Origin of the sequence: Caldicellulosiruptor kronotskyensis 2002, assembly GCF_000166775.1 — a bacterium.
Taxonomy (GTDB): domain Bacteria; phylum Bacillota; class Thermoanaerobacteria; order Caldicellulosiruptorales; family Caldicellulosiruptoraceae; genus Caldicellulosiruptor; species Caldicellulosiruptor kronotskyensis.
Map to the genome: position 1 here is coordinate 2,363,980 of NC_014720.1, position 14,407 is coordinate 2,378,386.

The following is a 14,407-nucleotide window of genomic DNA, read 5'->3' on the forward strand; positions in this document are numbered from 1 at the left end:
ATATGAATGAAAATTCCTGCATAAAATTTACTTACTAAAGGGATAAAGGATGTGAAATACAATGTCAATAGAGCTTAATTATCAAACAATTGTGCAGTTTTTAACAGACAGTCAACTTGCTCAACTTGCAAAAAATAGAAAAGCTTTTGAAAAGGGAATATCTCTTGCTCGAAAAATACAAAAAGAAGATATTCAATATGATCAAGAAGAAAATGCAATATTCGGCAAAGTAGAAGATGGTAAAAATGAATATTGGGTTTTTGTTGATTTTGATTTGCCTTCATACATGACTCAGGACTTTTTTGGTAATATCAAAATTGAAAATATAATCATAAGTGCTGCGTGTACATGCAGTTTGGAAAATATTGATTTAGAATCGGAAGAAGATATTGATATAGAAGATTTTGTTCTATTCGATGATTTTTGTCGGCATATAATTGCTGTGTTAAAAAGTTTTGCCGATGGTAAGTATATTCTCAATAGCCTAAATAAAATGCAAGAAACTTTGCTTCAAATGTTAGAACAAAAATTAAATGAGGCTATTGAGAAGGAAAGAAAACAAAATTCCCGGATTTATCAATTCTTTGCAAACAATTTTGAAGAAAATTATATAAAGTTTTCACTTGATAATTTATCTATAAAGTCTCCTAACATATTTTTAGAAAAATACTTCGGATATTCTACTAATGATGTAGTAACTTTAAAATTAAAAGTAAAAACTTCAGATTTAAAAAGAGACTATGTGGTTTCAAATATACCAGAATTTTTAAAAGCATACGAACAAAAACAACCATTTCAGTTTGGTAAAAATTTTGTGTATAATCCTACTTATCATTTTTTTGGTGAAAAAGACAAAAAATTTTTGAATGCGCTATTGAATTATTTGAACTTTTTAGATTTAGAAACAGAAAAAAATACTATTTACCTACCTGTAAAGATAGCAAATGAAATAATCGAAATCCTTGACAATGAAGAAATTTTTATATCTTTTGATTATTTTGTGGCAAATTATTATGATGCTCAAAAAGTAAAAGTTGATCTTTGCACTAAAGTAAAACCAAAGATTTTATTTAAACTTGAAGACAATCAGGTAAGACTTTATAGTGATTTAATAGACACTGCCAACAAAAAATTTTTATATAGCGATGGTAGTTATTTTGTCTCAGGTGACACTTTATATAAGCTTTCGCCAGAGCAAAAGATATTTTCTTCAATTATCAAAAAAATGGCTGAAGCAAATAGAGTATTTAATTTTTTCAAAGTTGAATACGTTAAATTTTTTACCCTCAATAAAGAAGACTTTTGTGAGTTCATGAACAAATATTATTTATTTTTAAATGAACACTTTGAATTCGAAATTGACCCAGACCTCAAAAAATTAATATTAGAAGATTATATTATTAAACCCAAACTATACTTAGAATTTGAAAATGAAAGGTTTGTTGCAAGAATCAGTGGAATGAATGAAATATTTAATATAATATCAAAAACAAAGAAAGTTCCATTGTTTGATTATTTTGGTTTGTTTGAGATACAAAGTATTTTATTTGCTTATAGGTTTAATAAGATAAAGTCTGACCAAGAATTCTGTTATGAATGTGTTGACCCTGATCTGTTTATGGAATTTTTAGCAGAAGGTGTCCCACAAATCCAAAATATAACTGATGTTTATTATTCGGAAGATTTTAAGAAGCTTAAAATAAAGAAAGATGTAAAAATTATTCCCTGCTTAAAATATTCTAAACACTCAATTGACTTCTGGCTTGAAAGTGATGATCTTGATAGCTCAGAACTTAAAAATATTCTTGATGCAATAAAGAAAAAGAAGAAGTATTACAAACTCAAAGACGGCTCAATTTTGATTTTAGATAGTCCAAATATAAAAAGATTTGCTTCATTTTTAGAATCTGCATCTGACATTGGCCAGGTTGTAAAAGAAAAAGCTGAGCTTTCTTTACAAGAAGCAGTGGCTGTAACAAAACTTTTAGAAGAAAGCGAAATTCAGGCAAATGGAGTTGAAAGTATAAAAAATATTGTTGAAAAGATAGAAAATATTAGGGAAATTGATATTAAAATCCCTGTTGAGCTTCAAGGTGTGTTAAGAGATTATCAGAAACTTGGAATAAAATGGTTGTCTTCTCTATTTGAAAATGAACTTGGTGGAATTTTAGCTGATGATATGGGGCTTGGAAAAACTCTACAGGTACTTGGCTTTATCCTTGCAAATAAGCAAAAAATTAAAAAGCCGGTATTAACCATTGTGCCAACATCACTTATTTATAACTGGAAACAGGAAATTGATAAATTTGCGCCAACCTTGAAAACTCTAATTATAGACTCAACACCTGCAAAGCGCAAAAAAGCTATAGAAAAAATACCAGAGTATGACATTGTAATTACATCATATGCACTTTTGAGAAAAGATATAGAATTTTATAAAGACATCGATTTTAGTGTTTGTATTTTAGATGAAGCACAGTACATAAAAAATCCTCACTCACAAATAAAGTTGGCTGTAAAAGAAATCTGTGCAGATGCTAAATTTGCCCTGACAGGTACACCAATTGAAAATAATCTCATTGAACTGTGGTCAATCTTTGATTTTATACTTCCTGGATATTTAGGAGGCGAAGAAAAATTTGTTGAGCGTTTTGTAATACCGATTTATAGCGGAGACAATAATTCTTTAGAAAAATTAAAAAAGTTGATAAAACCGTTTGTTTTAAGAAGAGTAAAACAAGATGTATTAAATGAACTTCCTGAGCTAATAGAAACAAATATCCAAGTTGCAATGAGTCCAGAGCAGGAAAAAATTTACAAGCAATTTTTAGTCTCAGCCAAAAAAGAGATTGAAAAAGAAATAGATTCAGCTGGGTTTGAAAAAAGTCAAATAAAAATATTTTCTTTGCTGACAAGACTAAGACAGATCTGCTGTCATCCAAAGCTTGTATTTGAAGATTACAAAGGAAGCTCTGGTAAGATGGAAGCACTGAAAGAAATTTTACAAGACTGTTTAGAAAGCGGGCACAGGGTAATTATATATTCTCAGTGGACTTCAATGTTATCTATTATCAACAAAATGCTTGACAAGGAAAAAATTTTATACTTTTATTTAGATGGTGCAACAAAAGCTGAAGACAGAGTTGAAATGGTGAACAGGTTCAACAGTGGAGAGAGAAATGTCTTTTTACTTTCTCTAAAAGCTGGTGGATTTGGACTCAATATTACTGGCGCAGACGTTGTTATTCACTTTGATGCATGGTGGAACCCGGCAGTTGAAAACCAGGCAACAGCAAGAGCACATAGGCTGGGTCAGAAAAATGTTGTTCAGTCATTCAAGATTATAGCCAAAAATTCAATAGAAGAAAAAATACTTGCTTTACAACAGAAAAAGAAAGACTTATTTGATAGCTTAATAGAAGCAAGTCAATCGTTTATAGGAAAATTTACAAAAGAAGAAATAATGGAGTTGTTGGAACAATGATATATAGAGCAAATGTAATGCATATTGGGGATTGACAAAAATTTGTTTCTATTATATAATAAAAGTTTGCAGAGAATAATTGTTTGGAATCAATTGCAGGAGTTGATTAGATGTCTGAAAAGAATAAGAAGGATGACATAAAAGTCATAGCAACAAACCGTAAAGCATATCATGATTACTTCATTGAAGAGACAATCGAGGCAGGAATTGAGCTAAAAGGCACAGAAGTAAAGTCTGTGCGCCTTGGTCATGTTAATCTCAAAGACAGTTTTGCCAGGGTTGAAAATGGTGAAGTTTTTCTCTACAACATGCATATAAGTCCCTATGAAAAAGGCAACATCTTTAACGTTGACCCAATGAGAGATAGGAAACTACTTTTGCACAAACATGAAATCAACAGGCTTGCGGGTTATGTTCAGCAAAAAGGTTACACTTTAATCCCATTGAAGATTTACATCAAAAGAGGTAAAATAAAAGTAGAGCTTGCAGTTGCAAAGGGTAAAAAACTTTATGACAAGCGTGAAGCAATAGCAAAAAGGGATGCTGAGCTTGAGATAAGAAAGAAGATGAAGGAGTATTTAAGATAAGGGGGCGTGTTTTGGAATTCGACGGGGGCAGTCGGATTCCAAATAGCGGGTAGTGGTTTTCTCGGTGCCACTATAAAAAACCGAGAAGAAAAATAACTGCAGACAAAGCAGAACTCGCTTTAGCTGCCTAAAGCGCAGCTAACGTCCGCCGGAGGTGCCCACGGCCTCCGAGTCGGGCGCCAACCGTCGTGGGGCACCGAAAGTAAGGTCGCCTGAGCCTTACTTTTGGGACTAATTTCAGGCTGGGGAAGAAAAAGCCTGTCAGTGGGCGTTTTCTTCCCGAGAATTTAAGTACACTGACTGCACCCGGAGAAGTTTGGGGTTCGATGCCTTCGGACGGGGGTTCAAATCCCCCCGCCTCCACCAAAATAAACAATTCTACAATGTTTTAGGATTATGAGACTACACTTCTAAGAAGAACTCCCATTAGAAAAATAATGAGGTATAGTATATTAATTCAGAGGTGAAATTAGTGAAAGCAAATAAAAATCTTTTATTAAAGCTAATTGAGGAAATCCCGGAAAGTCAACTTGAAGAAGTTATTGACTTTATTTTGTTTTTAAAACACAAGCAAGATAAAAAGTTATTAAGTGATTTGGTGTCCGCCAGTGAGAGTAGTATAGATTTTTGGAACAACGATATTGACGATGAGGTTTGGAACAATTTGTAAGAAGTCGGCAGTGCATTACCCAATTGGTAGTGCCGCTTTATGCTGATTGCTCATTTTTATTGAGATTTTACCATAAACAGAGGGCTGCCTCACAAAATAGAAAAGCAGCCCCTATTCATTTTTAGCTTTTACCCCCTCAGCTGCCTCTTTTGTAAAGATTGTTTTTAAGGTCAACAGTAAAATCTTGATGTCCAAAAAAACAGAGTAATTCTTTATATATATCAAATCAAGCCTGAGCTTATCTTCTGGACTTGTTGCATACTTGCCGTAAACCTGTGCAAGTCCTGTGAGCCCTGCCTTTACATTATGACGAAGAGAATACTCAGGATAAAGCTTTTTAAACTGCTCAACAAAATAAGGACGCTCTGGTCTTGGTCCTATAAAACTCATCTCACCCTTTAGAATATTTATAAGCTGTGGAAGCTCATCAAGCCTTGTTGCGCGCAAAAACCTTCCAACCCTTGTTATTCTGGGGTCGTTTTCGGTTGCCAGCACAGGACCTGTCATTTTCTCTGCATCTTTTACCATCGTCCTAAACTTTAAAACATAAAAATCTCTCTCTCCTTCTGTAATCCTTTTTTGCCTATAAATCACTGGACCTTCTGAGTCAAGTTTTATGGCAATTGCAATCAAGATCATTATAGGAAAAGAAATAACCAGTGCAACTGATGCAAGAAGAATGTCACAAAATCTTTTTATAAGCTTTTGCTCGGAAGTAAGTTCTGGCTGTTCAATAGAAAGTGTTGCAACATCGTCAAACTGAATCACCCTCGCACGTGATACCAATATATCTCTAAAGTCTGGTGCTATGAAAATATGTTTTTTGAATTCTATCGCCTTTCTTACAATCTCACTTTTTAAGTTTTCATCCATTTTTGAATAAATATAAATTGTATCAACAAGTTTTATATATGGTATCAATTCTTCTATAGCTTTTGGCTCAAGAACATACTTTACATCTATCCAACCTTTCGAAATATTTTGAAGCTTTTGAGCAAACTCCTGCGCTTTTGACATCTCTCCAATCACAAGTACATGCTTGACACCTTGAACTCTTTTGAAAACATATAAAACAAGTCCTCTCCAACCCAAAAGCAACAAAAACTGTACAAAAAAGGCAATTATAAATATACTTCGTGGGAAAGCAAAGTGTCTGTAGAAAAATGTTGATACAACTGTTAAAAATTGTAGAAGCATAAGTGCCAGACCAAGCGAAAATGCAATTTCGCTAATGGTTTTCATTGTTATTGTATAAAGTCCATAGATATTTAAAAGCACAAGTGTAAAAAGAGTTATTTGTGGAATCAATGTATAATAAGGCATAAAATTTTTTTCTGGGAATGTAAAGTTAAACTTGATTATATATGCAAGAATGTAACCTGCGTGTACAAGTAAAATGTCCATAAGGACAACAAAAAATTTGCTCAGCTTGTGATAGCTTTTAATATATGATTTCATCTCCTACCATCTCCGCTTATAATATTTTTTCTAACCTCTCTGCAAGCACCTTTATATCATGGTACTTTTGAACATATTCTCTTCCCTTTTGCCCAATTCTCTCTCTTTCTTCTTTGGACATACCATACAAGCTCAATATTGCCTCAGCAAATGCTTTGCTGTCATAACTTTGGCAGGAAATTCCTGCACCTGACTCTTTGACAATATCATTTGCTACATTACCCGCAAAAACAATCGGCTTTGCAGCACAAAGATAGTCAAAAAGCTTATTAAGTGATATTCCGAACCTGTAAACTTTTAGATTGTGCATTGAAACAAGTGTTATGTCAACGCGCTCAAGTAAGCTTGGCACAGAAAGCTTTGAGATAGGAGAATAAAAAAATACATTTTTAAGTTCAAGCTCTTTTGCCATATTCTCAAGCTTTTCTTTTTCTGGCCCGTCACCTATTATCAAAAAATGAACTCTATCACCTATATTTTCCTGGACAATTTTTGCTGCCTCTATTATGGTCTCCATTGCATTTGCCTGTCCAAGCGCACCCAAGTAACAAGCCTTAAAATATCCATTATGTTCATCTAAAATCCTTTTCGTTTCCTCTGAGAGAATATTTTTAAGACTATCAAACCTTTCTATATCACATCCGTTAGGAATATGAACAATCTTCTTTTTATCAATACCTAAACTTTCAATGTATTGGTCTGCCTTTGGCAATACCGTTACAACATAGTCTGCTTTTGTGTAAATAAATTTTTCAAGACTTCTTAAAAGCTTTACAATTACACTTCCTTCCTTCAAAGCACCAAGGTCAATACCACTTTGCGGCCAAAGGTCTCTGACCTCTGCAATGAATTTACATTTAAATTTTTTTGACAGCAAATACCCCACAATCCAGGCAAGAGGATGAAATGAAGATGCCAATATTACATCAGGTCTTTCAAACTTTCTTGCAATGAAATAAAGGTTTTTGGCATATGAAAATATGTTAAAAAGTCTTTTTATATCATTCTTTTTATAAGGAAACGTCTTTATCCACACGAATTTTACTTTCTCATATTCCTCTATTTTAAATTTCTTGCCTTTTTCTAACATCTCAACCCTCTGTTTGTGGTCAAAACTTGAAGCAAAGATAGTAACGCTATAGCCTCTTTCTGCAAGCTGCTTAGCAAAATCAAAATGCCTTGTAATTCCCCCAACTTTTGGCGGGATTGCATAGTGATTAAATATCCAAACCTTTTTCAACTTTCTTCTCCCTTTCCAAAAAGTACAACAGATATTCTTGATTATTTGAGGATCAGCAAAATTTTGTCCATATTGAGTATATCATAATTTGGGCTGATTATTAATATCTAAAATCAAAGCTTTGGGTAGACTGTTTCATGACAAAATAGTGCAAAATAAAAGCAAAATAATTAAAGTTGGCAGTTTGGCAAAAAAGGTATAATTAAGATAGGCATATTATCTTATTGAATATGTTTCGAGAAAGGGGTTTTCAAAAATGAAGTTTGGCTATTTTGACGATGCTAAAAGAGAATATTTAATCACAACACCGCTTACTCCATATCCTTGGATAAACTATCTTGGAATGAAAGATTTTCTATCTCTGATTTCAAACCACGCTGGAGGCTACTGTTTTTATAAAGATGCAAGGCTTCGAAGAATAACAAGATTTCGTTATAACAACGTTCCGCTTGATATGGGTGGAAGATATTTCTACATAAAAGATGGGGATGATGTCTGGTCACCCTCATGGATGCCAACAAGAAAAGACCTTGAATTTTACCAGTGCAGGCATGGTCTTGGTTATACAATTATCACGGGCAGAAGAAATGGTATTGAGGTTGAACAAAGGTTTTTTGTTCCTGTTGATGAAAACTGTGAGATACATCATTTGAGAATTACTAACAAGACAAATACTAAAAAAGAAATTAAACTTTTCTCTTTAATCGAATTTTGTCTGTGGAACGCACTTGACGATATGACAAACTTCCAGAGAAACTTTTCAACAGGTGAAGTTGAAATTGAAGGTTCTGTAATCTACCATAAGACTGAATACAGAGAAAGAAGAAATCATTTTTCTTTTTACTCTGTAAATGTTCCTATTTCTGGGTTTGATACAGACAGAGATACTTTTCTTGGGCTTTACAGAGGATTTGAAAACCCTGCAGCTGTTGAATTAGGAAAAAGTTTTAATTCAGAAGCTCATGGCTGGTCACCAATTGCATCTCACATGATTGAAATTAGCCTTTTGCCAGAAGAAACAAAAGAGCTTGTATTTGTTCTTGGCTATGTTGAAAATGAACCTGAAAAGAAGTGGTTTAAAAAAGGCGTTATAAATAAAGAAAAGGCGTATAAGATGATTGAAAAGTTTTCAAAACCAGAAGATGTAAATGCTGCATTTGAAAAATTGAAAGAATTCTGGGATGGGCTTTTGGACAAGTTCAATGTATCAACAGGAATTGACAAAGTAGATAGAATGGTAAATATATGGAATCAATATCAATGCATGGTTACATTTAACCTCTCCAGAAGTGCATCATATTTTGAATCCGGAATTGGTAGAGGAATGGGATTTAGAGATTCAAACCAGGATATTCTTGGTTTTGTTCACCAGATCCCAGAGCGTGCAAGAGAAAGAATCTTAGACTTAGCTGCAACCCAGTTAGAAGATGGTGGGGCATACCACCAATATCAGCCACTTACAAAGAGAGGTAACAATGAAATTGGTGGAAACTTCAATGATGACCCTTTGTGGCTGATACTTTCAACAGTTCACTATATAAAAGAAACTGGAGACTGGTCAATCCTTGACGAAGTAGTACCATTTGAAAATAACCCTGAAAAAGTGGGAACACTGTTTGAACATCTGAAAAGAGCATTTTATCATGTAGTCAACAACTTAGGCCCACATGGACTTCCTCTTATCGGCAGGGCTGACTGGAATGACTGTTTGAACCTCAATGCTTTTTCAACAAACCCTGACGAGTCGTTCCAGACATGCGACAACAAGGATGGCAAGACTGCTGAATCGGTCATGATTGCAGGGATGTTTGTATATGTAGGAAAAGAATTTGTAAGGCTGTGTGAAAAGACAGGAAATTTTGAGCTGGCCAAAGATGCCCAAAAACACATTGATAATATGAAAGAGGCTATTTTAAAGTATGGTTATGATGGTGAATGGTTTTTAAGAGCATACGACTATTTTGGCAACAAAGTTGGAAGCAAAGAAAATGATGAAGGAAAAATTTTTATTGAAACACAGGGTTTTTGTGTAATGGCAGGAATAGGACTTGATGATGGAAAAGCTATTTCTGCGCTCGATTCTGTTAAAAAATATCTTGATACAGAACATGGAATAGTCCTTGTTCAGCCAGCTTTTACAGAGTACAAAATTCATCTTGGTGAGATTACAAGCTATCCGCCGGGCTACAAAGAAAATGCAGCAGTTTTTTGTCACAATAATCCATGGATTATGATAGCAGAGTGCATAGTTGGAAGAGGAGACAGAGCATTTGAATACTGGTCAAAGATTGCTCCATCGTACAGAGAAGATATAAGTGAAATTCATAAGCTTGAACCATATGTATACTGCCAGATGATTGCTGGAAAAGATGCATACAAACCGGGAGAGGCAAAAAATTCATGGCTGACAGGTTCTGCTGCTTGGAACTTTGTGGCAATGACACAGTGGATTTTAGGAATAAGACCTGACTTTGATGGACTTTTAATAGATCCTTGTATACCAAAAGAATGGAATGGATTTACTGTAAAAAGAGTGTTCAGAAATGCAGTTTACAATATCAAAGTAAAAAACCCTGATGGTGTTTCAAAAGGTATAAAAAAAGTTGTAGTTGATGGTAAAGAAATGTCTTCTAATTTAATACCAGCTTTTTCAGATGGCAAAGAGCATTTTGTTGAAGTGATAATGGGATAGAAAAATTTTAAGGAGGGCATTTTTTATGAATTATGGATATTTTGATTCTCAAAACAGAGAGTATGTTATAACAAACCCCAAAACACCAACTTCATGGGTAAATTATTTAGGAACAAGTGATTATTGTCTTATAATCTCAAATAACGCTTCAGGTTATTCTTTTTACAAATCTCCAAAACTTGGAAGGGTCACTCGTTTTAGGTTTAACAGCATCCCAATGGACAGACCTGGAAGATATGTATATATCAAAGATGAAAAGACAAAAGACTTCTGGTCAATAAGCTGGCAACCTGTTGGAAAGCCTCTTGAGAAGTTCCTGAGCATCTGTCGACATGGTCTTGGATATTCAATATTTGAAAGCAAATACAGCAATATAACTTCATCTTTAAAAATCTTTGTCCCAGTAGACAAACCAATTGAGATCTGGGAAGTTAAAATCAAGAATGAATCAGATGAGAAAAAAGAACTATCGATATTTACTTATACAGAGTTCTGTCTATGGAATTCTATGCTTGACATGATGGATTTTCAGTATATTCTTTACACCTGCAGAATGGGTTACAACAAAGAAGATGAAATTGTAGATTATTCTATCAAACTCTGGAGTCCTTATGAACCAAAAGCATTTTTCACGTGCACAAATAAAAAGATTGAAAGTTTTGATACAGATAGAGATGTATTTATTGGTCCATATAACAGTGAGGCTAATCCAGAAGCAATTCAAAACGGCAGGTGTTTTGGGTCAATTGCAATAGGTGGAAATCCATGTGCTGCAACACAGGTAAAAATTGAACTTCAGCCCGGTCAAGAAGAATACTTAGTGTTTGTACTGGGAATAGGAGATGCATACAAGGAAGGAAAAGAATATAAAAAACTATTTGCATCAAAAGAAAATATTCAAAAAGAATTTGAAAAAGTACAAAAGTATTGGGATGAACGACTTAGTAAGTTTAAATTTTCAACGCCAAGCGAAAAGATGAATTTGATGTTAAATATATGGAATCAATATCAGTGCCATACAACATTCAACTGGTCAAGGTCTGCTTCATTTATTGAAGCTGGTGGAAGAGATGGACTTGGCTTTAGAGATTCTTCACAGGACATTCTGGGCGTTGCACATTCAATCCCCCAAGAGGTAAGAAAAAGACTTATTGAACTTCTTAAGGCCCAGCTTTCTGAAGGATATGCGATGCATCACTTCCAGCCTCTTACATTGACTCAGGGAGAACATAATATACCTCCACGAGATAGAATTTACTCAGATGACCATTTATGGCTTTTAATTGCTGTGCCACACTATATAAAAGAAACAGGTGACTTTTCTATCTTAGATGAAGTTGTGGAATATGCGGACAAGGGAAGTGCTTCTGTTTATGAGCATTTAAAACAAGCTTTGGAGTTCTCATGGAATCACAGAGGAAAACATGGACTTTTGCTTGGTCTTGCTGCTGACTGGAATGACTGTATCAACCTCAAAGACGGTGGCGAGAGTACATGGTCAACCCAGCTTTATTACAAAGCTTTATCTGAGTTTATAGAACTTGCTGAGTATATTGGAAAGACTGATGATGCTGAAAAGTATAAAGCTTATAGAAATGAAATCAAAAAGGCAATGGAAGAGTATACATGGGATGGCGAATGGTTTGTAAGAGGGTATTTGGCAAGCGGTAAAAAACTTGGGTCAAAAGAAAGTGAGCAAAGCAAAATATTCTTAAACTCACAGTCTTGGGCAGTGTTTTCTGGGGCTTTTATTGATGAAAAAGGCAAAATGGCAATGGATAGTGTTAAAAAGTATCTTGCAACAGAGCATGGTTGTGTTAAGAACTGGCCAGCTTATGTTGATTATATCATAGAGGTTGGGGCTGTAACTTCTTTCCCACCAGGATTAAAAGAAAATGCTGCTATTTTCTGTCATGCTAATACATGGGTAATTATTGCAGAGGCTGTACTTGGAAGAGGCGATTATGCTTTTGAATACTATATGTCGTTCCTTCCTGCAAACAAAAATGATATTGCTGAAATATATACCACTGAACCTTATGTTTATTCCCAGTTTATCACTGGAAAAGAACATCCATATTATTTTGGTCGCGCGCGAAATCCATGGTTGACAGGTACTGCAACATGGGCATTTGTTGCTGCAACACAGTATATCCTTGGAATAAGACCTCACTATAAAGGGCTTATCATTGACCCATGTATACCAAATCAGTGGGACAGTTTTGAAGTTGAGAGAGTTTTCAGAGGAAGAAAACTTTCTATTAAGGTTTCAAATCCAGACCATATTTCGAAAGGTGTTAAAAAAATATTAGTAAATGGAAAAGAGATTGCAGGAAATTTAATCCCAGTAGAATTACTTGGCAATGAAAATGTAGTTGAAGTTGTGATGGGAAAATAATATTTAAGACAGGAAAATAAAACTGCAAAAAGAGGAGGCACACCATTGCATATTTAAAGTGGTGTGTCTCTTTTTTGTTTCTTTTCTAAAACATCTACTGGTTAAAAACATCTAAAAATTTTGCTATATTCACTTAAAATTTTTATTTGCAAACTCAAATTTTATATGGCAATATATTTTGATATGAGTGTAATTGATTTCACAACTAAAAATTTCTATTACTCAAGGAGGTTTACAAACATGAGTTTACCAAAAGGATTTCTGTGGGGTGCTGCAACTGCATCATATCAGATTGAGGGTGCTTGGAATGAAGATGGAAAAGGTGAATCTATATGGGACAGGTTTTCTCATCAAAAAGGGAATATTCTATACGGTCACACAGGCGATGTTGCCTGTGACCACTATCATAGGTTCGAAGAAGATGTTTCTCTTATGAAAGAACTTGGACTAAAAGCATACAGATTCTCTATTGCTTGGACAAGAATATTTCCAGATGGCTATGGTACTGTAAATCAGAAAGGTCTTGAGTTTTATGATAGACTCATCAAAAAGCTTGTTGAAAACAATATTGAACCGGTTGTCACCATTTATCACTGGGATCTTCCTCAAAAGCTTCAAGACATTGGCGGTTGGGCAAACTCAGAAATCGTGAATTATTATTTTGAATATGCAATGCTTCTTATAAATCGCTACAAAGATAAAGTAAAAAAATGGATAACATTTAATGAACCTTATTGTATTGCCTTTTTGGGACACTTTTATGGAGTTCATGCACCGGGAATAAAAGATTTTAAAGTTGCAATGGATGTTGTACACAATATTATGCTTTCACACTTTAAGGTTGTAAAAGCGGTAAAGGAAAACAATATTGATGTTGAGGTAGGAATTACACTTAATTTAACTCCAGTTTACCTTCAAACAGAGCGTCTTGGATATAAGGTAAGCGAAATTGAAAGAGAAATGGTAAACCTCAGTAGCCAGCTTGACAATGAACTTTTCCTTGACCCAGTACTCAAAGGAAGCTATCCACAAAAGCTGTTTGATTATCTTGTTCAAAAAGATTTGTTGGAAACTCAAAAAGCATTGAGTATGCAGCAGGAAGTAAAAGAAAATTTCGTTTTCCCTGATCTTCTTGGTATCAACTACTATACACGTGCCGTCAGGCTTTACGATGAAAATTCTTCTTGGATATTTCCAATAAGATGGGAACATCCTGCAGGAGAGTACACCGAGATGGGCTGGGAAGTATTCCCACAAGGACTTTTTGATCTTTTGATTTGGATTAAAGAAAGTTACCCACAAATTCCAATTTATATAACAGAAAACGGTGCTGCTTATAACGACAAGGTAGAAGATGGAAGGATTCATGACCAAAAGAGAGTGGAGTATTTAAAACAGCACTTTGAACAAGCAAGAAAGGCAATTGAAAATGGAGTGGATTTGCGAGGCTATTTTGTATGGTCTCTGATGGACAATCTTGAATGGGCAATGGGGTATACAAAAAGATTTGGAATTATATATGTGGATTATGAAACTCAAAAAAGGATTAAAAAAGATAGTTTTTATTTTTATCAGCAGTATATAAAGGAAAATTCATAAATACAAATATAAACGGGCTTTTGGAGGGGTTCTACTTCAAAAGCCTTTTTTATATTATTGTAGAAATCTTTTCTATCTATATTCTTTATGTTTTTAAATACATTTCACAATTTTTTTCTTTACACCTTATATCCTTTTGTTAGCATTAAATGAATAGTATTCTATTTATTTAAGTCAAAACAACTAAAGTATTTAAGCTACTATTGACTTTTTTCAGCTATTTTTTATAGAATATAATTACAAACGATTGCATTCAACTATGAGAGGAGGAATAGCTAA

At 34.2% G+C, this 14,407-nt stretch carries 8 protein-coding genes and 1 other RNA gene; 7 read left to right on the forward strand and 2 right to left on the reverse strand.

Going from position 1 to position 14,407, the window contains the following annotated elements; genetic code table 11:
- The first annotated feature begins 61 nt into the window (after window positions 1-61).
- From CALKRO_RS10960 to CALKRO_RS10970, 4 genes are all read left to right on the forward strand, one after another.
- The gene (locus tag CALKRO_RS10960; protein WP_013431079.1) at window positions 62-3,484 is read left to right on the forward strand and encodes an SNF2-related protein; all 3,423 of its coding nucleotides are present in this window, start codon (window positions 62-64) and stop codon (window positions 3,482-3,484) included.
- A gap of 110 nt (window positions 3,485-3,594) precedes the next feature.
- Window positions 3,595-4,071 (forward strand): SsrA-binding protein SmpB, encoded by a 477-nt coding sequence (gene smpB / locus CALKRO_RS10965; RefSeq protein WP_013431080.1) that lies wholly within the window; start codon window positions 3,595-3,597, stop codon window positions 4,069-4,071.
- Window positions 4,072-4,437: a transfer-messenger RNA gene (gene ssrA, locus CALKRO_RS13375) on the forward strand. It abuts the gene before it with no gap.
- A 106-nt stretch (window positions 4,438-4,543) separates the two neighbouring features.
- Window positions 4,544-4,741 (forward strand): DUF2281 domain-containing protein, encoded by a 198-nt coding sequence (locus CALKRO_RS10970; RefSeq protein ID WP_013431081.1) that lies wholly within the window; start codon window positions 4,544-4,546, stop codon window positions 4,739-4,741.
- 111 nt (window positions 4,742-4,852) lie between these two features.
- On the opposite strand, the gene CALKRO_RS10975 is transcribed toward CALKRO_RS10970, so the two are convergent.
- Together CALKRO_RS10975 and CALKRO_RS10980 are read right to left on the reverse strand one after the other, a co-directional pair.
- Window positions 4,853-6,199: a sugar transferase gene (locus tag CALKRO_RS10975; RefSeq protein WP_013431082.1), complete on the reverse strand. Its 1,347-nt coding sequence runs from the start codon at window positions 6,197-6,199 to the stop codon at window positions 4,853-4,855.
- Window positions 6,200-6,215: 16 nt separating this feature from the next.
- Window positions 6,216-7,439 (reverse strand): glycosyltransferase family 4 protein, encoded by a 1,224-nt coding sequence (locus CALKRO_RS10980; protein WP_013431083.1) that lies wholly within the window; start codon window positions 7,437-7,439, stop codon window positions 6,216-6,218.
- 256 nt (window positions 7,440-7,695) lie between these two features.
- On the opposite strand from CALKRO_RS10980, the gene CALKRO_RS10985 reads away from it, so the two are divergent.
- The 3 genes from CALKRO_RS10985 (at window position 7,696) to CALKRO_RS10995 (ending at window position 14,128) form a co-directional block, all read left to right on the forward strand.
- A complete protein-coding gene (locus CALKRO_RS10985; protein ID WP_013431084.1) occupies window positions 7,696-10,131 on the forward strand; it encodes a GH36-type glycosyl hydrolase domain-containing protein in 2,436 nt (811 codons plus the stop codon).
- A 25-nt stretch (window positions 10,132-10,156) separates the two neighbouring features.
- Complete coding sequence (locus tag CALKRO_RS10990) at window positions 10,157-12,529, forward strand: GH36-type glycosyl hydrolase domain-containing protein (protein WP_013431085.1); 2,373 nt, start codon at window positions 10,157-10,159, stop codon at window positions 12,527-12,529.
- Between the two features lie 240 nt (window positions 12,530-12,769).
- A complete protein-coding gene (locus tag CALKRO_RS10995) occupies window positions 12,770-14,128 on the forward strand; it encodes a GH1 family beta-glucosidase (protein ID WP_013431086.1) in 1,359 nt (452 codons plus the stop codon).
- Window positions 14,129-14,407: the final 279 nt, after the last annotated feature.